Raw genomic sequence first — 21947 nt, 5'->3', positions numbered from 1 at the left:
ATGAAAAAAATTATTACTCTTTTAATTCTAATTAGTTGTTTTAACTTAAAAGCACAAAGAACAAATGTTTTAGATGATTTAAGACATCCAATAGATTTAACTTTAAATCCCGAAGGAAGAATGTTTCTTTGTGAATATGGTGGAGTTTATATTAAAGGAAGAATCTCTGAAGTTGTTTTTGATGAAAGTGGTCAAGCAGAATTATCAGTTTTAGCTACTCTACAACAATACCCTAGATGTATTCAAATCGTTGGAAATGATTTATATTTTGGAAAAGATCATTTATATAAAATTGATATTTCACAAGAAAACCCAGAAGTTGAATTAGTATCGGAAGTTGTTGAAGAATCATATGATTTATTGTTAAAAGAAAACTATCTATACATTGCTGGAAATAACAATATTTTGAAAATGAATCTTGACACCAATGAAATTACAACAGTAATTAGTGGTTTAACAAGAGTTTTGGCTATGGCTTCTAGAGATAATGAACTGTATTTTAGTCAAGGTAAAGAAATTTTTAAAATTGATTTGAATGATGAAGCATCTGAAATGGAGCAAGTAATTGCTAATGTGCCTTTACAACGTGATATTTATGGATTAACTTTCCGATATAATCAATTGATGATTTCTACAAGAGAAAATGTACATTATATGACTCTCAATTTTGAAAATCCTTTATTAATTCATTTTTTTTATGAAAAACATATAAATACACTTGGAATGGTAATTCTTAATGATGAATTATATATGGCAAATGCTACATCAAATGAAGAAATTTATAAAATTAGTGTTAGTACTTTGGATATTGAAGAAAATGAAAATAAAGAATTTAATAAAATTGTTCCAAATCCTTCAACTGATTTTATTAATGTTCTAGGTGTAAATGATGATTTTTCCTACGAAATATATGATCAAAAAGGTCTTTTAGTTGTGAAAGGAGAGAATAAAAAAGAATCTAAAATTGATGTAAGAAAATTAGATTTTGGAATTTATATTTTAGAAATAAAAACAGAAGACAATAGAATTCATAAAATGAAATTTATTAAAAAATAAAAATGAAAAAGCTACTTAATTAATAAGTAGCTTTTTTTATGATTTTCAATATTTCAGGTAAAATATTTTCACTTTTATCTCGAATGATTAGCTTATTCTTTTTGTTTTCTAAAAGCTTGGTGAAATGATTATTTTCTAAATTAATATCTATTACAAAACCTCCATATTTCAAGACATTTCTAGCAATTTGCATAGGAAGATTTGTAGCTCCAGAAGTTCCTAATACAAACAGAACACCAGTATTTTTAGCAACTTTTAAAGCACTATATTTTTTATGTGTTTTTTCATTATAATATTCATCAAACCAAAGTAAATTTGGTCGCATCCAACTTCCACAAGTTTTACATTTTAATTGCGCAATTTCTTGAGAGGTTATATCTTCCTCCAAATTTTTTGGTGAAATAACTTTAGGAATTGGGATTATTTCTTTACAATCATTAGAACATTTCATTTCACGATTATTTCCATGAATTTCAAATAAATTTTCACTTCCAGCTCTTCGATGTAAATTATCGATATTTTGTGTTATTAAATGAAATCTTTCACCAAGCTCTTTTTCTAATTCTACTAAAATTTCATGATTTTTATTTGGCTTCGCTTCTAAAAACATTTTCTTTCGAAACATTGTGAATTGCCAGACTTCTTCTGGATTTTTTAAAAAATATTCAAAAGTTCCAAATTCTTCTGGTTTATGAAATTTTGTTCCTTTTATCCAAATTCCATCAGATCCGCGATATGTTGGAATTCCACTTGCAGAAGAAATTCCAGCGCCAGTTAAAAAAGTAATTTTATTACGATATTCTTTTTGAAGTACTTTTTCTACAATAGATTGAATTGTTATCTTTTCCATATTATTCCATATTTGAGAAAGTCGTTTTTTTTCCATTTAAATTTAATTCAGACACCGTTTCCCTTCTTCCTATTAAATTGGTTTTTATTTCTGAAACAAATGAATAAGAGATTTGATAAATTTTCAAAATGTTATCTAACTTTTCTTTTTTAGGAATTATACTTTTTCTACTTGAATTATAAAATTTATACGCTCCAGTTCCATATCCGATAATAGTTCCACCAATTAAAAATAAAGACAACGAGATTGTAGAAATGACACCAACTTCAAAAATTCGAATTGTGATAAAATAATTTAAAATCCAAACACCAATCCCAATCAAAGAATAAAAAATTAGATTTGAATAAGCATGTTTTTTCATGTATTTCAAATTTTCATATTCTTGATTAATTTCTACAATTTTTTCTTCTAATTTTTCACCAAATTGAATCTTAGAACATCGATTTTTAAATGTTGCTTTTTCTTTTGTTAAAGAACATGTAATTCCATTTATAAAATCAAAACTTTGTAATTCACAAAGCTCACAATGCATATTTTTATTCATAACTTCTTTTTTTTGCAAATATAAATGAAAAAAATAGTATAAAAATTTTATTATTTAATATTCTGTTATTAAGGTTTTTAAGTTTTATAATTCTGATATTTACTTTAAGATTTAAAAGCTTTTCACATTTTTTTAATACAACGGATTTGAAAAATTCCTACCTTTGCAGATACAAACATGAAGAACTCATGAAATCTGCAACAATTAGAATAGCGTCTTGTTTTTTAGCATTTGTAGTGCTTCTTTCTACGTTTTCATTTACGATAGAAAAGCATTTTTGTGCTGAAGAATTAGCGTCAATTTCTTTCTTTGCAAATGCAGATAATTGTGGAATGGAAGCCGAAGAAGGTGAGCAAAATGCAATTTGTCATCAGGTTTCTAAGAAAAAATGTTGTGAAGATGAAGTTTCAAATCTGAAAGCAACAAATACAGATACACAATGTTCTCATGAAAATATCAAACTTCCAAAGTTAGATTTCATCGCTCCTTTTTTATACACTTTTGTGTTTAATTTTGAAGAAAAGAGTATTGAAATTATTCCTAACAAAAAGCACGATTCCCCACCAATTACAAAGGACAGACCAGTTCTTTTTCAAACTTTTTTACTGTAGGATTTTGTAACATTTTAAGAATTCACATACCATAATGTGTGTGAAATGAATTGTCGTATTCGTATGCGATGTATTCACTTGTTTTAATTTAATTTTTTAATCAAAATAGATGTAAAGTCTGTTTTAAAGAAAATTAGCAAATGTTACATAAGATTATACAGTTTCTAATTAAACATAAATTAGTCTCATTTTTAATAGCCGTAATTATTATCGGTTGGGGAGTTTATACAGCTCCTTTCGATTGGAAAGTTGGAAATATTCAACGAAATCCAGTTGCTGTGGATGCAATTCCTGATATTGGAGAAAACCAACAAATTGTTTATACCAAATGGGCAGGACGTTCACCACAAGATATTGAGGATCAAATTACCTATCCTTTAACTACTTCATTACTAGGGATTCCTGGTGTGAAAACAATTCGTAGTTCATCGATGTTTGGTTTCTCAACAATCTATATCATTTTTGAAGAAGATGTAGAGTTTTATTGGAGTCGAAGTCGAATTCTAGAAAAACTGAATGCACTTCCAGCAAATCTTTTACCACCTAATGTACAACCAACTTTAGGACCAGATGCAACAGGTCTTGGACAAATATTTTGGTATACTCTAGAAGGAAGAGATGCAGAAGGAAATGTGACAGGAGGTTGGGATTTGCATGAACTTCGTACAATTCAAGATTATTATGTGAAATATGGATTGAGTGCTGCAAAAGGTGTTTCTGAAGTTGCTTCTATTGGAGGATTTGTTCAAGAATATCAAGTAGATGTGAATCCGAATGCTTTGCAACAATATAATATTTCACTTGCAGAAGTTGCAAATGCTGTAAAGAAAAGTAATAAAGATGTTGGTGCGCAAACTTTAGAAATTAACAATGTAGAATATATTGTTCGAGGTTTGGGGTATGTAGAATCTATTTCAGATATCGGAAATGAAGTAGTTGTTGCAAATGAAAATACACCAATTCGAATTAAAGATATTGCGAAAGTACAACTTGGGCCAGCAGAACGACGAGGAATTTTAGATAAAGAAGGAGCAGAAGTTGTAGGTGGAGCTGTAGTTGCTCGTTATGGTGCAAATCCGATGGAAGTGATTCAAAATGTAAAACAGAAAATTGAATCTATCGGAAAAGGTTTACCTTCCAAAGTTTTAGCGGATGGAAGAACTTCGCAACTAACTATCGTTCCTTTTTATGATCGAACGGAATTAATTCAGGAAACTTTAGAAACTTTAAACGAAGCTTTAATTCTAGAGATTTTAATTACAATTCTAGTAATTGTTGTGATGGTAATGAATTTACGAGCTTCTTTATTAATTTCAAGTTTACTACCAATTTCCGTTCTGATGGTTTTTATTGGGATGAAATTATTTCATATTGATGCGAATATTGTAGCGCTTTCAGGTATCGCAATTGCTATCGGAACTATTGTAGATTTAGGGGTAATTCTCTCCGAAAATATTATTCAACATTTAGATAAATATCGGGATAAACTTTCTGTAAATAAAATTGTTTATAACGCAACAAAAGAAGTTTCAGGAGCAATTCTAACTGCGGTGATTACAACAATTGTGAGTTTTATTCCAGTATTTACAATGGAAGCAGCCGAAGGAAAATTATTTCGACCTTTAGCTTATACAAAAACCTTTGCATTGGTTGCTGCAATTTTAGTTACACTTTTTATTTTGCCACCTTTTGCCGCAGTTTTATTTAAAAATCAAAAAATAAATAAAGGATTAAAATGGTTTTTTACTTCTATTTTAGTTTTAGGAGGAATTGCTTTATTGGTTTTCGGATTTTGGCAAGGAATCTTTATTATTCTTTTAGGAATAGGCTCTTATTTATACAAAAAAGAAAAAATCTCAAAGAAACAATGGCAATACGGATTGATTGGATTAATATCGTTATTAGTTACATGTTCTTTAGCACTTTATTGGAGTCCTTTAGGATTACAAGTAATTCCATTAAAAAATATCTTATTTGTAGGAATTATTGTTTTTGGAATTTTAGGTGGATTTCTTCTTTTTAGAAAATATTATACACAAATTTTACAAAAAGCATTACAATTTAAATTAGCTTTTTTAACGATTCCAATTATTCTTTTTGTCCTTGGTTTAGGAGCTTGGAAGTCTCTTGGAAAAGAATTTATGCCTGCTTTAAATGAAGGTTCATTTTTATTAATGCCAACATCATTGCCACACGCAGGAACTGCTGAAAATAAAAGAGTTTTACAGCAATTAGATATGGGAGTTGCTTCTATTCCTGAAATTGAAACTGTTGTTGGAAAGGCTGGACGAATTGAGTCTGCTTTGGATCCTGCACCGCTTTCTATGTATGAAAATATTATTAATTATAAATCGGAATATATTCAAGATAAGGATAGAAATCAGTTGCGATTTAAAGTAAATGATGATGGAGCATTTGAATTGAAAAATGGAAAAACAACTCAAGATAATCGAGCAATTGAAGTTTCAGAATTGATTCCAGATGAAGATGGAAAGTTTTTCCGTCAATGGCGTTCTCATATAAAATCACCTGATGATATCTGGCATGAAATCGTTAATGCAACAAAACTTCCTGGTGTAACTTCTGCACCGAAATTACAACCAATTCAAACGCGTTTGATTATGCTTCAAACAGGAATGCGTTCACCGATGGGAATAAAAGTAAAAGGAACGAATTTACAAGAAATTGAGAATTTTGGTTTAGAGTTAGAGAAAGTTCTTCAAGGTGTAAAAGGTGTAAAACCTGAAACTGTTTTCGCAGAAAGATTGGTTGGAAAACCTTATTTGCTTTTAGAAATTGATCGACAAGAAATTGCACGTTATGGATTGCATATTGAAGATGTTCAAGATGTAATTGAAATTGCAGTTGGAGGAAAAATCAGTTCGCAAACTGTGGAAGGACGAGAGCGTTTTAATGTTCGTATTCGTTATCCAAGAGAATTACGAAATTCTCCAGAAGCTTTGGAAGATATTTATGTGAAAACTCCAACAAACGGTCAGATTCCTTTAAAGAATTTTGTGAAAATAAAATATGAAAAAGGAAGTCAGGCAATCAAAAGTGAAGATACATTTTTAGTTGGTTATGTGCTTTTTGATAAACAAGATGATTTTGCAGAAGTTTCTGTGGTAGAAAATGCGCAGAATGAGATTGAAAATTTAATCCAAACAGGAGGATTGAAAGTTCCAAAAGGAATCAGTTTTGATTTTACGGGAACTTATGAAAATCAATTACGCGCGGAAGCAACTTTACAAATTATTGTTCCTTTAGTTTTAGTAATTATTTTCATTATTCTTTATTTCCAGTTCCAATCAATTCCTGTTTCTCTAATGGTTTTTAGCGGAATTGCTGTAGCGCTTTCAGGTGGATTTATGTTGCTTTGGTTGTATGGTCAAGATTGGTTCATGAATTTTGATTTGTTTGGAATTAATCTTCGTGATTTGTTTCATATTAAAACCATAAATATGTCTGTTGCTGTGTGGATTGGATTTATTGCCTTATTCGGAATTGCAACGGATGACGGTGTTGTTATGGCAACGTATCTTTCGCAAACTTTCAAGAGAAATAATCCAAAAAATAAACAAGAAATACGAGAATCTGTAATTGAAGCAGGACAAAAAAGAATTCGTCCTTGTTTGATGACAACAGCGACAACTTTATTGGCTTTACTTCCAATTTTGACAGCTTCAGGAAGAGGAAGTGATATCATGATTCCGATGGCAATTCCAGCTTTTGGAGGAATGTTAATTGCTTTAATTTCTCTGTTTGTAGTGCCTGTACTTTTCAGTTTGTATCAGGAAAAAAGAATGAAACTTATTAGTAAAAAATAGAAGAATTTATGTGCTACGAATTTGTAAAGAATTTCAACAATGAAGAATTTTATGAAGAGCGCAAGATTAATTAAAATATAAAAACATGAATTCAAAAAAGGTAAAATATTCAATTTTAGTTTGTTTGTTCTTGTTGTTTTCTTTTTTAGGAAAAGCACAATCTTTGGACGAATATATTCAGATTGCTGTAGAAAATAATTACGGATTACAATCAGAAAGTTTAGAGATTGAAAACTTTGAAAATAAAAAAGAGCAGGTAAAAAGCTTAAAAGACACAAAAATTGATTTTGGTTATTTCATTTCAGAACCAGAAACAAGAGTAGGAAGTCAGCGAGCAAAAGTTGGCGTTGGACAAGAATTTCCTTGGTTTGGAACTTTTAAAGCGAGAGAAGAAATTGTGAATTCTGAAAAAGAAGAGAAGAAGATTTTACAGAATTTAACAAAGAAAGAATTGATTTCTCAGGTGCAACTTTCGTATTATAATTTGTATAAAATTCAAAGTGAAATTCAGACATATGAAGAATATATTAAGAACATTTCTTTATATGAAGAATTGAGTTTAAAAGCTGTGGAAACAAATAAAATGCAATTGACAGATATATTGAAAATTCAGATAAAAAAAGAGGATTTTTTAAATATGTTGGCAAAAAAAGAGCAATTGTTTGTTTTGGAAAAGCGAATTTTTAACAAATTATTACAACGAAATCAGCAAGATAGCATTGTAATTCCTTCAAGATTAGAGATAAAAAATCGTATCTTTAGTAGTAATTCATTGGAGAAAAATAATCCGATGATTTTAAATATTGAACAACAAAAAAAGACGGCGAGTAAGAACGAATTTTTGACCACAAAAGAAAATAAGCCAAAAATTCAGGTAGGAATGGAGTATGTTTTTGTTGATGAAATCAAAGGAATGCAAATTCCAGATAATGGTAAAGATGTTTTTATGCCAAAATTATCTTTAACTATTCCAATTCTTTCCAAAAATTACAAAGCCAAAAAACAACAATTTAAAGTTACGCAAGATGCTTTAGACTTGAAGAAAAAAGAACAAGTAAAAGCATTGGAAATAGAATATAGAAAAGCAGAAACTGCATACAAGAATGCGTATTTAGATATGCAAACAGAACAAAAGAAAATTTCAAAAATGAATGAAATTATTGATGTGAGTTTGACATCATTAAGTACGGGAGATATTGACTATTTAGAGATTCTTTCTTTGGAGGAAGAAAATTTAGAATATGAATTGAAATATAGCGAAAAGGAATATGAGTTTTTTAAAAATGAAGTGATTTTACAGTTTTTGACAGAGGAGTGATTCTTTGTTGAAATTAATTCCAAACACAAAAATAAGATGGATAATAAGAAAGATCAAACAGCAAATAACAATGCAAAATATCATTGTCCTATGTATTGTGAAGGTGACAAAACATATGATGCACCTGGAAGTTGTCCTGTATGTGGGATGTTTTTAACTCAAAATGAAGAAAAACATACACATCAAGAAAAGGAACATAAAGCAGAAGAAAAGCATTCTGAGGAAGAGTTAATACATGATAAACAGTATTATTGTCCGATGGGTTGTAATAATAATAAGCGTTATGATAAACCTGGAAATTGTCCGACTTGTGGAATGACTTTATTGGAAGAAGATGAAAAATCTAAAATGCAAAAGCAAGAAGAGCCAAAGCTTTTTTATTGTCCGATGCATTGTAATAATGATAAGCATTATTCTAAGGCTGGAAATTGTCCAACTTGCGGAATGGATTTATTAAAAGAAGAAACATTAACAACAAAAGAACATCAAAAATATAGTAAAGAGCATTCTATAAAAGAAGCTAAAGAAACGAATAAATTATATTATTGTCCGATGCATTGTAATAATGATGCTCATTATGCAGAAGAAGGAGATTGTCCCAGTTGTGGAATGTCTTTAGTGAAAGAGAAATCTGCTGGTGATAAACCAGACACAGAAATTTACTTCTGTTCGATGCAATGTGAAGGAGATAAAAAATATGATAAACCTGGAAATTGTCCTGTTTGTGGGATGCATTTAGTGACAGAAGATTCTTCAAATGATGAAATTTCTGGAAATGAAAAAGCTTCAAATCCAGAGAACAAAGAAGAAGCTCCAAAAATGAGTTGTTGTGGTGGAGAACATCATAATCATGAACATCACCATAAACAGGAATCAAATTCTGGTTCAGGAGATGGAGCATATTTTTGTCCGATGCGATGTGAAGGAGATAAAATGTATGAAGAGCCAGGGAATTGTCCTGTTTGTGGAATGCATTTAGAAAAAGATTTGACAAAAGTAGTTTCTACAGCAGGAAAATATACATGTCCGATGCATCCAGAAATTATAAAAGATGGACCAGGAAATTGTCCAATTTGTGGAATGGATTTAGTTCCAATGCAAGCAGAAGAAAATGAAGATGATAAAACGTATAGAACCTTGGTGAAAAAACTGAAAATTTCCATTTTATTCACAGTTCCAGTGTTTTTAATTGCAATGATTATTGATTTAATTCCAAATAATTTCTTGTTAAATATTTTACCACAAGAAGGATGGAATTGGATTTCATTTGCCTTGTCAATTCCTGTAGTTTTTTATGGAACATTTATGTTTTTCCAAAGAGCTTGGATTTCTATTAAAACATGGAATTTAAACATGTTTACATTGATTGGAATTGGAGCTGGAGTTGCTTATTTGTTCAGTATTTTCGGATTAATTTTTCCAGAAGTTTTTCCAGCAGAATTTAAAACAGCAAGCGGTACAGTTTATACTTATTTTGAAGCAGTAACTGTAATTCTAACACTAGTTTTAATTGGACAAGTTTTAGAAGCGAGAGCACATAGTCAAACAAACGGAGCTATTAAAGCTTTACTACAATTAGTTCCTTCAGATGCAACTATTGTGGAAGATGGAAAGGAAAAAGTAATTCCAATTTCAGAAATTCCACATGGAGCAACATTAAGAGTAAAACCAGGAGAGAAAATTCCTGTAGATGGAGAAATAATTGAAGGACATGCTGTCGTAGATGAATCGATGATTTCTGGGGAACCAGTTCCTGTAGACAAAAATGTAGAAGATAAAGTAGTTGCAGGGACAATTAATGGAACAACTTCCTTTTTAATGAAAGCAACAAAAGTAGGAAGTGAAACAATGCTTTCTCAAATTATTGAAATGGTAAATAATGCAAGTCGCTCAAAAGCACCAATTCAAAAATTGGTGGATAGAGTTGCAAAAATATTTGTTCCAATTGTAATTGTTGTTGCAATCATCACTTTTATTATTTGGTATTTCTTTGGTCCAGAACCAGCTTTTATTTATGCTTTTGTAAATGCAATTGCAGTTTTAATTATCGCTTGTCCTTGTGCTTTAGGATTGGCAACGCCAATGTCTGTAATGGTTGGAGTTGGACGAGGAGCAAGAGAAGGAGTTTTAATTAAAAATGCAGAAGCTCTGGAAAAGATGAAGAAAGTTGATACAGTTGTTGTAGATAAAACAGGAACTATTACGGAAGGAAAACCATCTGTGGAAAATATTGTTTCTGTAGGAAGTCATTCGGAAACAGAATTAACAGAATGGTCTGCTTCTTTAAATAAAGCTTCAGAACATCCATTGGCATCTGCTGTGGTGAAATATGGAAAAGCGAAAGAAGTTCCTTTTAAAGAAATTAAAAACTTTGAAGTTGTTGCAGGAAAAGGAGCAATTGCTGAAGTTGATAATTTAAAAATTTTGGTAGGAAATGATAAATTGTTAAAACAGTTTAATGTTTCTCTTTCTGAAAAAATAGAAAATGAAGTTGAAGAGCAACAAAAACTTGGTAAAACAATTTCATATATCGTTGTTGGAAATCAAGTAGAAGGATACATTGTTTTTGTAGATGCAATTAAAAAATCTAGTAAAGAAGCAATTCATACTTTGATACGTAAAGGTGTAGATGTGATTATGCTTACTGGAGATAATGAAAATACAGCAAAAGCAGTTGCAGAACAATTAGGTTTAGAGCATTACAAAGCTGGTTGTTTACCAGAAGATAAATTAGAAGAGGTAAAGCGATTGGAAGAAGAAGGTAAGAAAGTTGCGATGTCTGGTGATGGAATTAATGATGCGCCAGCGCTTGCACAAGCTTTTGTTGGAATTGCAATGGGAACTGGTACGGATGTTGCAATTGAGAGCGCCGAAATCACTTTAGTGAAAGGAGATTTACAAGGAATTGTAAAAGCAAAAGTATTGAGTGAAACTGTATTGAAAAATATTCATCAAAATTTATTCTTTGCTTTCTTATATAACACACTTGGAATTCCTGTAGCTGCTGGAGTTTTATTCCCATTCTTTGGAATTTTATTATCTCCAATGATTGCAGCTGCGGCAATGAGTTTGAGTTCACTTTCTGTAATTAGTAATGCATTAAGATTAAAAAGAGCACGTATTTAAAATATAAAAAAGGGTGCTTGATAAATTAATTAAGAGCATCCTTTTTACAAGAATTTAGAATCAAGAAACACGAATTAAAAATGAAATATTTAAAACAAATAATAGGAATTATAGCAATTCTTCTTATAGGTATTTTTATAGGGAAAATTGTTTTTCAAGATACGCATGAGCATACGGAGGAAGAGTTAGCTGCTGAAGGAAGTATAGAATGGACTTGCTCAATGCATCCGCAAATTAGACAAAAACAACCTGGTGATTGTCCAATTTGTGGAATGGATTTAATTAAAGCTTCTGAAGTTTCAGATACAGAGAATACAACGACATTTTCATTGACAAAAGATGCTTTGGCTTTAGCAAATATTCAAACTTTAAAAATTGGAGATGCTGAGGTGAATTCAGAAGATGCTTCTAAGACTGTTTTTGGTAAAATTCAAATTGCAGAAGATTTAGAAGAAACACAACCTGCACATTATTCAGGACGAATCGAAAAGCTTTACATCAATTATTTAGGACAAAAAGTAAATAAGCATGATAAAATTGCTGAGGTGTATTCCCCAGAATTGTTAGTTGCACAAAAGGAGTTTTTAAAAGTTGCAGAAAACAAAGAAAAGCAACCAGAATTATATAATGCTGTTTACAATAAATTGAAACTATGGAAATTTTCCGATAGACAAATTCAACAAATTGAAGCTTCTAATAAAATTATAGATTATATTCCAATTTATGCACATGTTTCTGGTGTTGTAACTGAACAAATGACAAAAGAAGGAGATCATATAATGGATGGAAAAGCAATTTTTAAAGTTGCAAATTTAGATAAAGTTTGGGCTGTAATGGATGTTTATGAATCGGATATTGCAAACTTTAAAATTGGTGATGCAATGAAAATTTATACGAAAGGATATCCAAATGAAACTTTTGAAGGAAAGATTACATTTATTCATCCAACTGTTGATAAGATGAAAAAAACAATTCAAGTTCGTGTTGAATTAGATAATAAAAAAGGTTTATGGAAGCCTGAAATGTTGGTAAATGCAAATTTATTTCCTACAAAAATTAAAGAGAATAATGAGCAAATTACGATTCCGAAATCGGCAGTTTTATGGACAGGAAAAAGATCAATTGTTTACACAAAAACAAAAGATGCACAACCACATTTTGAAATAAAAGAAGTTGTAGTTTCACCAATTTCAGAAACGATGTATCAAGTTCATAAAGGATTAGATTCAGAAGATGAAATTGTAGTTTCAGGAACATTTACAGTGGATGCAGCAGCGCAATTACAAGGAAAGAAAAGTATGATGAAAGTTGTTGCAAAGCAGGAAATAGAACAATCAGAAGTTGAGAATTTAAATTTAATAGTAGATGATTATTTAAAAATAGCTGAAAATATGGTTTCTGGTAATGAAAGTGAAATTAAAAAATTAACAATTCAGACAACAAAAGATCTTCAATTAATAGAGAAGAGTATAAAAGATAAAAAAGTCAAAGAATTGTTAAATAAGGTAAGTAAAGAGTTTCATATATTTGCGAGCCAGCCAGATTTAAAAGCACAAAGAGCTGTTTTCGATAATTTGTCAAAATCTGTAATTCAGTTGGTTGAAAAAGTTTCACTTCAAAGAGAATTAAATGTTTTTTATTGTCCGATGGCAAATAATAATGAAGGAGGGAATTGGATAAATTCGAAAACAGAAGTATTAAATCCATATTTTGGAGAAGCAATGCTTTCTTGTGGAACCTTAGAAAAAGTACTTAATTAACCCTATATAATATTATAACAAAAATGAAAAAAACAATTTTAGCAGTAGTATTTATCGCTACATCATTAGTTGCAGTATCTTGTGGAGAAGCTCCAAAAACAGAAAATAATGAAGCAACAACTCCAAAAACGGAAGCAGTAAAAAAGGAAGAAGCTCCAAAGAAAGTTGAAACTAAAGAGATTGCAAGTGCAGACATTTATCAATGTCCAATGGATTGTGAGAAAGGAAAAACTTACGAGAAAGAAGGAAAATGTCCAACTTGTAAAATGGATTTAGCGAAAGTTGCTAAAGATGCTTCAGAGACTCCTGCAAAGGAAGAATCTCATAAAGGTCACGGTCACGATAGCCACGAAGGACATGCACACTAAGAATTAAAAATTATACATTTTATGTGTGAAAAGCGTATTACTTTTAAAAGTAATACGCTTTTTTATTTATGTTAAAAATATATAATATGTTAATATTATTAAAAACTAATACTATTTTAACGTAAATCATGTTGTTAGTGTAATAATTTAAATGATTGTATATATTTACAATAATTTAAATTTAACAATATGAAAAAACTATTATTTTCTATGCTCTTGGGAGCTTTATTTTCTAACTCACTTTCTGCTCAATCTGTTGGAGACAGTATTACAGTTCAGGCGTTTGATTACTCTGAAACGCATAGTACAAATCCATGGGGAGGTGAGATTCGTGAAAAAGAACTTGACTTCTCGGTACTTCCAGAAGATGCTACATTTTCAAAAATTTTAATGCTTTACTCAATGCGTTGTAAAGACGGATTGGTTTCTGATGCTAATGATCGTAATAAAGGATGTGGGGAGTGGGATTATTCTTGTAACACCTTCCTTCATGATCCTACAAAAAGAGATGAAGTTTTATATACACATCCGAATTATAAAATAGGAGGTTTTGATGGAGATAGCTATGCATATTCTGAAGATCCTACGTTTACGCATTATCAATACACTCATGAAGAAGCTGTAATTACAAGTACAATTAGTGAAACAATTGGAGGAATTGGATCTGGATCTTCTTCTTTATCTGATGTAATTTCTGTGCAAAATAAATCAGGAAAAAGTCAATTTTTAATTACTGCTTCTGAATTATCTTCTGCGGGAATTTCTGCTGGAGAAATTACAGGATTACGTTTAAATGTTTTAAGTGGAACAAATGAAGCAAAATTTTTAAGAATTCGATTTAAAGGAATTTCTGATGCGACGATTGAAGCAGGAAATTTAAATTTAGATGGATTTACACAAGTTTATTTTAATGATTATACAACTTCTGTTGGTGAAAATCACTTCCAATTTACAAATGCATTCAACTGGGATGGAACTTCTAATATTTTGGTGGAATTAAATTTTACAGCGGATTCTGAAACTGGAGCGATTTCAATTGAAGGAGGAAATGCAACTTCAAATACTGTTTTAACAAGTGATATTACAGATCATTATTTAGAATTAGGAGGAACAAATCAATATATTGATGTTCCTGATGCAACTTATGATTTTTCTGAAGGAATGTCTTTTACTGCTTGGGTTTATTATGATTCATTCAAAAAATGGTCGAGAGTTTTTGATTTTGGAAATGGAGCCGGAGTTGATAATATTTTAGTGGCGAATGATGGAACAAATCCACATTTGGTTTTTAGCACTAGAATTGGAAGTGATAGTAAAAGTTTAAAAGCAGAAAATGTTTTAGAAACAAATAAATGGATGCATATTGCAGGAAGTGTAGATCCTTCAGGAAATGGGAAATTATATGTTAATGGAGTTTTAGTGGCTTCAGGAGATTTACATTTACCAGAAAGTATTGAAAGAACAAATAATTATATTGGAAGAAGTAACTGGACAAATGATAAATATTATGATGGAAAGTTAGATGAATTAACAATGTGGAATACAGAATTAACATTGGAAGAAATTCAAGAAGTAATGTATTCAAAAGCTGGAAATTCACATGCGGAATATGATAATTTATTATTCAGTTATACTTTTGATGATGCACATGAAACAGAAGCAATTGATGAATCTTCAAATAGTACAGATGCTGTTTTAATGAATTATATGGTACAACCTGTTTTTGATGGAAAAGAAATTTTTAAAAATATTACAACAAAAACATTAAGACCAAATATTGATTTTGTTCAAGGTGAATATGAGCAAACAATAAATGAAACTACAGAAATTATTTCTGTGCAAAATGAACCTAATTTTGTACAGGAATATGAAATTGTTCCAGATGCAGATGCTTTAGAATCTGATGAAGTTAGCGAAATTAGTGCGACAAATTATTGGCAAGCAATTCCTGAAGAAACTATTGATGGAGAAACAGGTGAAGTTATTTCTACATCGGATGTAACTCCTGATGGAACTTTTGAAATTGAAGATTTAGAATATATCAAAAGATGGGATTCTAAGTTTGAAATTATGTCTTTTGTTACTCCTTATGGATTATTCTTAGATTTAGGAATGGCAGGTAAAACATGGACATTTGATGTAACAGATTTTGCTCCTGTTTTTAAAGGAACGAGAAAAATTACAGTAGAAGATGCTGGAAGATGGCAAGAAGATATGGATATTAAATTTGTATTCATTTTAGGAACACCACCAAGAGATGTGATTGATATTGAACAAATCTGGAGAAGCCAAGGAAGAAATTATGAACAAATTTCAACAGATAGATATTTTGCACCAAAAGATATTACTTTAAATGCAGATGGAGAATTCTTTAAAATTAGATCTGCAATTACTGGACATGGTCAAAATGGTGAATTTGTTCCAAGAACACACCATTTAAATTTAGATGGAGGTTCAAATGAATTTAGTTGGCAAGTTTGGAAAGAATGTGCTGAAAATCCAATTTATCCTCAAGGTGGAACTTGGCTTTTTGATAGAGCGGGATGGTGCCCTGGAATGCCAACAGATGTTCAAGAATCTGATATAACTTCTTATGTAACTCCTGGAGGAACTGTAAATATTGATTATGGTGTAACTGCAACTACAGAAGAAACTAGCTACAAAGTAACACATCAATTGGTTACTTATGGTGCAATTAATCACACATTAGATGCAGAAATTGTTGAAATTATGGAACCTTCGAACAGAGTTGAATATGCTAGATTTAATTCTATTTGTAATGATCCTAAAGTTGTAATTAAAAATACAGGTTCTACAACATTAACTTCATTAAATATTGAATATTGGGTGAATAATGGAGGAGAAAAATTAACACATAACTGGACTGGAAATTTAGATTTTAATGAATCTGAAGTAGTGAATTTACCAACTTCTCCTGAATTATGGTCTTCTGCAGTTTCTACAACGAATACTTTCTTTGCTGAAATTAGTGCACCAAATGGTGGAGCAGATGAATATGTGCATAATAATCTTTATAAGTCTAAATTTGAATTACCAGAAGTTTTACCTTCTACTTTTTCTATCAAATTTAAAACGAATAAAAGAGGAGGAGAAAATGAATATAGAGTCTTAAATGCAAATGGAGATATTGTTTTTGAAAGAACGAATATGCCAAATAATATTGAGCAAACTTTTGAAGATCAAATTACATTATCACCAGGTTGCTATACTTTCGAAGTTACGGATAGTGGAGATGATGGATTAGATTATTGGTTCTGGGCTGCAATTGGACAAGACAGAGGAACAGGATATGTAAGATTCTATGAAAATGGAAATCAAATTAAAGAATTTGAGCCAGATTTTGGAGATAATATTAATTACAACTTTACGGTAGAATATCCGTTATCTTATGAAGATATTAAAGCTGTTTCTAACATTGATATTTTCCCAAATCCTGCTACAGATGAATTCTTTATTACTGGTGAAAAAGTAGAAGAAATGGAAATTACAATTTTTGATAATTTAGGTAGAAAAATAGAAATTCCAATGACAGTTTCTAAAGATAAATTATCATTTAATACAAGAAATACAGCTTCTGGAGTTTATTTTGTAAATATCAAAAAAGGTTCTGGAGTTGAAATCAAAAAGATGGTTATTGAATAATAGTATAAAATGCTGTTAAATGAAAAATCCCTCTATTTTAGAGGGATTTTTGTTTTATTTTTTTGTCGTTTTTTTCTTTGTTGTCGCTTTCTTACGAGTTGTTTTTTTCTTTGGAGCTTTTTCTTCAATAATTTTCTTTACTTCTTCTAAAGTTAAAGCTTGAGCATCCGTTGTTTTAGGCATTTCAATCTTTATTTTTCCCTGAATAATATTGAATCTTCCCCAACGTGCTTTTTCAACTCGAATTCCTTCTTCTTCCCAATTGTGAATTACTTTTTCAATTTCTTTTCTCTTTTTCTCTTCAATTAATTCTACGATATTATCATATGTTAAATTGTCGAAATCATATTTTTTATTCACATTGATAAAAATTCCATTCCATTTGATAAAAGGTCCAAATCGACCAACTCCTTTTTGAACTGGAAGATTTTCATATTCTGCAATTGGAGCATCCGCTTTTTGCTTTGCTTTAATTAATTCAATTGCTCTTTCTAAATCAATGTCTAATGGGTTTTCATCTTTTGGTAGAGAAACGTACATCGTTCCATATTTCACATAAGGACCAAATCTTCCATTAGAAACTACAACATCTGTTCCTTCAAAAATTCCTAAATCTTTTGGTAAAAGGAATAAATCTAAAGCTTCTTCTAATGTAATTGTTCCTAATTGTTGATCTTTCTGTAAACTTGCAAATTGCTTGTTTTCATCTTCTTTATCACCAATTTGAGCCATTGCCCCAAATCTACCAAGACGAACGCTAACTTGCTTTCCTGTTTTTGGATCTGTTCCTAAAATTCTTTCTCCACTTTCTCTTTCAGCATTTTCAGCAACATTTTGAACTGTTGGATGGAATTCTTTATAGAATCCTTTAATCATCTCTGTCCAATTTTCATTTCCAATTGCGATTTCGTCAAAATCTGCTTCTACTTTTGCTGTAAACCCGAAATCTAAAATATTTGAGAAATGTGCAACTAAGAAATCATTTACAATATTTCCGATGTCTGTTGGGATTAATTTTCCTTTTTCAGAACCAACTTTTTCCGTTAATTGCTTAGAAGAAATTTCATTATTAGTTAATACTAATTGTGTATAATTTCTTTCTGTTCCTTCCATAGTTCCTTTTTCGATATAACCTCTTCTTTGAACCGTAGAAATTGTCGGAGCATAAGTAGAAGGTCTACCAATTCCAAGTTCTTCTAATTTCTTCACTAAAGCAGCTTCTGAAAAACGATAAGGAGCTTTTGAATATCTTTCCGTTGCAGAAATATAATTGTTTAAAAGTGTTTCACTTACTTCTAATTTTGGTAACATTCCAGATTGTTCATCATCTTCATTATCAGTTCCTTCTAAATATACTTTTAAGAAACCTTCAAAAGTGATAACTTCTCCATTGGAAACAAAAATATAATCATTTTTATCATTGGAAATCTTCACATTTGTACGCTCTAATTGTGCGTCGCTCATCTGAGAAGCAATTGTTCTTTTCCAAATTAAATTGTATAATCTATCCTGATCAAAATCAACAGAAATTGTTTGTTTTGTTAAATCTGTCGGACGAATTGCCTCGTGTGCTTCTTGTGCTCCTTTAGATTTTGTTTTAAAATTTCTTGGATTGCTAAAATTCTCACCATACGTATTTGAAATTACTTCCTGAGCAGTTGCAATTGCTTCGTTTGATAAGTTCAAACTATCTGTTCTCATATACGTAATCAATCCTGCCTCATATAATCTTTGTGCAATCATCATTGTTTTTGCAACTGGAAAACCTAATTTTCTTGAAGCTTCCTGTTGTAAAGTAGATGTTGTAAATGGTGCTGTAGGCGATTTTTTAGCTGGTTTTGTTTGAATGTCTGAAACCTTAAAGTTTCCATTCATACAAGAATTTAAAAAAGCAGTCGCATCTTCTTTTGAATCGAAATTACTGGTAATTTTTGCTTTAAATTTCTTTCCATCAGTATTTGAAAATTCTGCTTCAATTTTATAAGATGCTTTTGGAGTAAAAGCTTGAATATCTCTTTCTCTTTCTACAATTAAACGAACGGCTACAGATTGAACGCGTCCTGCTGATAATCCTCCTTTTACTTTTCTCCATAAAACAGGAGATAGTTCATATCCTACAATTCTATCTAACACACGTCTTGCTTGCTGTGCGTTTACTAAATCGTAATTTATTTGTCTTGGAGTTTCTACAGCTTTCAGAATTGCTTTCTTAGTAATCTCATGAAATACAATTCTTTTTGTTTTATCTTCTTTTAATTTTAATTGTTCTTGTAAATGCCAAGCAATTGCTTCTCCTTCACGATCCTCATCACTTGCTAACCAAACAGTTTCGGCTTTTTTCGACAAATCTTTTAGTTTCTTTACAACTGCTTTCTTATCAGAGGAAACAATATATTTTGGACTAAAATCACCATCTGTATCAATTCCCAATTCATTTGAAGGTAAATCTGCAATATGTCCGAAACTAGACTCTACTTGAAAATCTTTACCTAAAAATTTTTCTATTGTTTTTGCTTTTGCTGGTGACTCTACTATTACTAAATTCTTTGCCATAAAATCTTAAAATTTGTTTTATAAATAACCCTTACAATTCATTTAAAAATTCTACATCTTGAGTTATTGGGCTACAAAAGTATATAGAAATTTTAATTATACTAATCTTATTCCTAATAAGAGTTAATTATAAGAGAAAATTAACTAAGTGTTAATCAAAAGATTAAGCTTCTTGTTTTTAAAATTAAAAATAATCTTTCTGTTTTTGTAATTATTTGTAAATCAAATTTTTACAAAAAAATAGTGTTAAATTTTTTTAAAAATAATAGGTTTTTTCATCTTCAAACTCGAAAAAATACATTTTACACAATTTCCGTGATAAAAATCAGGTTTGAATTATCACTTGTTTCCGTGAAATGTTAAAATTTTAGCAAGTGAAAATTTTTTTTAGGGAGCATAAAGATAGTTTTTTTATCTAAATACAAATGATAATTCTTGTATTTTGACTTTTGAAGAAGAAATCAAGATGTAAAACTTAACAATTATTTTAATCCTGACTTCTTTTTAAAATTAATTATAAAAAAATATGATAAAAAACACAGGAGGTCTGTCGTAACATTTTTTGAAAGCTTACTTTTCTATTTTTAAGATTAAAATTTTCTTAAAAAAAAAGAGTAGAAGACTTATTTAGAATTGATTTTAGCTAATAAAAATTTATTTTTTTTACTGAAAATATTATAACATCAAAAAAATCAATGAATTAGTTTCTGAAATTGAAAAAATATAAGAAAACTGATGCTGAACTGATGAAAAATGTAAAGCTACTGTCAATATGTCATAATTAAAAATATTAGTTATATCTTTGCCCCACAATTTGATATAGAATGAGTACTGAAAAAGTTATCGAAGCTAAAAAGCAAGGAAATGCTTTAATGACAGAGCATAAAGAAGAAAACACAAAGAAGTTATATATAGAGAATTACGGATGTCAAATGAATTTCAACGATAGTGAAATCGTAGCATCTATTTTATCTGAAGAAGGATATAACACAACACAACACATGGATGAAGCTGACTTAGTGTTGGTAAATACATGTTCGATTCGTGAAAAAGCGGAGCAAACAGTTCGTAAGCGTTTAGAGAAATTTAATGCTGTAAAAAAGATTAATCCGACGATGAAAGTTGGTGTTCTTGGTTGTATGGCTGAGCGTTTAAAATCTAAATTTTTAGAAGAAGAAAAAATTGTTGATTTAGTTGTTGGACCAGATGCTTATCGTGATATTCCGAATTTATTAAAAGAAGTGAATGAAGGAAGAGATGCAGTAAATGTAATTTTGTCAAAAGATGAAACATATGGTGATGTTTCTCCAGTTCGTTTGAATACAAATGGTGTTTCTGCTTTTGTTTCAATTACGCGTGGATGTGATAATATGTGTACATTCTGTGTAGTTCCTTTTACAAGAGGAAGAGAAAGAAGTAGAGATCCACAAAGTATTTTAGAAGAAGTACAACAATTAGTTGATAAAAATTATAAAGAAGTTACGCTTTTAGGACAAAACGTAGATAGTTACCTTTGGTATGGAGGAGGATTGAAAAAAGATTTCAAAAATGCTTCAGAAATTGCCAAGGCTACAGCTGTTGATTTTGCACAATTATTAGACATGGTTGCAACTCGTTTTCCTAAATTACGCATTCGTTTCTCTACCTCAAATCCTCAAGATATGTCATTAAATGTTTTACACGCAATGGCAAAACATGAGAATATTTGTAAATATATTCACCTTCCAATTCAATCAGGAAGTGACAATATGTTAAAAGCAATGAATCGTCAACATACAAGAGAAGAGTATATGGAATTAATCAGAAATGTTCGTGAAATAATTCCAGGATGTGCTTTATCTCAAGATATGATTGCTGGTTTCTGTGGAGAATCAGAAGAAGATCATCAGGATACTTTAACAATGATGGATTTTGTTCGTTATGACTTTGGTTTCATGTTCGCTTATTCAGAAAGACCAGGGACTTTAGCGGCGAAGAAAATGCCAGATGATGTACCAAATGATGTGAAAAAACGTCGATTAAATGAAATTATTAATAAGCAATTAGAACACAGTTTACAAAGAGCACAAGCTTTTGTAGGGCAAACTGTTGAAGTTTTAATTGAAGGGAATTCTAAAAAGTCTGACCAACATTGGATGGGTAGAAATTCTCAAAATCATGTAGTAGTTTTTCCTAAAAATGGAGAGCAAATTGGAGATTTTGCGATGGTAGAAGTAGAAGATTGTACTTCTGCAACACTTATTGGTAAAGCTGCTAAATAATATTTTTTGA

The 21947-nt window shown here is 30.3% G+C and carries 12 protein-coding genes; 9 read left to right on the top strand and 3 right to left on the bottom strand.

Annotation, left to right across the window (positions count from 1 at the left end; translation table 11 throughout):
* Positions 1–1056, top strand: a complete 1056-nt coding sequence (locus I1A51_RS01840; RefSeq protein ID WP_196890672.1) for a T9SS type A sorting domain-containing protein — start codon at positions 1–3, stop codon at positions 1054–1056.
* A 19-nt stretch (positions 1057–1075) separates the two neighbouring features.
* On the opposite strand, the gene I1A51_RS01835 is transcribed toward I1A51_RS01840, so the two are convergent.
* The gene (locus I1A51_RS01835) at positions 1076–1906 is read right to left on the bottom strand and encodes an SIR2 family NAD-dependent protein deacylase (protein ID WP_196890671.1); all 831 of its coding nucleotides are present in this window, start codon (positions 1904–1906) and stop codon (positions 1076–1078) included.
* Position 1907: 1 nt separating this feature from the next.
* The gene (locus I1A51_RS01830; RefSeq protein ID WP_196890670.1) at positions 1908–2450 is read right to left on the bottom strand and encodes a hypothetical protein; all 543 of its coding nucleotides are present in this window, start codon (positions 2448–2450) and stop codon (positions 1908–1910) included.
* Between the two features lie 188 nt (positions 2451–2638).
* Between I1A51_RS01830 and I1A51_RS01825 the strand changes: the two genes are divergently transcribed.
* From I1A51_RS01825 to I1A51_RS01795, 7 genes are all read left to right on the top strand, one after another.
* Positions 2639–3061, top strand: coding sequence for an HYC_CC_PP family protein (locus I1A51_RS01825; protein WP_196890669.1), 423 nt, complete (start codon positions 2639–2641; stop codon positions 3059–3061).
* 140 nt (positions 3062–3201) lie between these two features.
* On the top strand, positions 3202–6888 hold the full coding sequence (locus I1A51_RS01820; protein WP_196890668.1) for an efflux RND transporter permease subunit: 3687 nt from the start codon (positions 3202–3204) through the stop codon (positions 6886–6888).
* Positions 6889–6973: 85 nt separating this feature from the next.
* Positions 6974–8206: a TolC family protein gene (locus tag I1A51_RS01815; protein ID WP_196890667.1), complete on the top strand. Its 1233-nt coding sequence runs from the start codon at positions 6974–6976 to the stop codon at positions 8204–8206.
* Positions 8207–8242: 36 nt separating this feature from the next.
* Positions 8243–11332 carry a copper-transporting P-type ATPase gene (locus I1A51_RS01810; protein WP_231373931.1) on the top strand — a complete coding sequence of 1030 codons (3090 nt, stop codon included), beginning with the start codon at positions 8243–8245 and terminating at the stop codon, positions 11330–11332.
* Positions 11333–11412: 80 nt separating this feature from the next.
* Positions 11413–13092 (top strand): efflux RND transporter periplasmic adaptor subunit, encoded by a 1680-nt coding sequence (locus I1A51_RS01805; RefSeq protein ID WP_196890666.1) that lies wholly within the window; start codon positions 11413–11415, stop codon positions 13090–13092.
* Between the two features lie 23 nt (positions 13093–13115).
* Positions 13116–13460 (top strand): heavy metal-binding domain-containing protein, encoded by a 345-nt coding sequence (locus I1A51_RS01800; protein ID WP_196890665.1) that lies wholly within the window; start codon positions 13116–13118, stop codon positions 13458–13460.
* Positions 13461–13649: 189 nt separating this feature from the next.
* Positions 13650–17123, top strand: a complete 3474-nt coding sequence (locus I1A51_RS01795) for a LamG-like jellyroll fold domain-containing protein (RefSeq protein WP_196890664.1) — start codon at positions 13650–13652, stop codon at positions 17121–17123.
* Between the two features lie 54 nt (positions 17124–17177).
* Here I1A51_RS01795 and topA read toward each other — a convergent pair whose 3' ends face one another.
* A complete protein-coding gene (gene topA / locus I1A51_RS01790) occupies positions 17178–19676 on the bottom strand; it encodes a type I DNA topoisomerase (RefSeq protein WP_196890663.1) in 2499 nt (832 codons plus the stop codon).
* A gap of 824 nt (positions 19677–20500) precedes the next feature.
* Between topA and miaB the strand changes: the two genes are divergently transcribed.
* On the top strand, positions 20501–21937 hold the full coding sequence (miaB, locus tag I1A51_RS01785) for a tRNA (N6-isopentenyl adenosine(37)-C2)-methylthiotransferase MiaB (RefSeq protein ID WP_196890662.1): 1437 nt from the start codon (positions 20501–20503) through the stop codon (positions 21935–21937).
* Positions 21938–21947 lie beyond the last annotated feature (10 nt).

This window comes from Aureivirga marina (assembly GCF_015767265.1).
GTDB lineage: Bacteria > Bacteroidota > Bacteroidia > Flavobacteriales > Flavobacteriaceae > Aureivirga > Aureivirga marina.
This window is presented reverse-complemented; position numbering and strand designations above follow the sequence as displayed.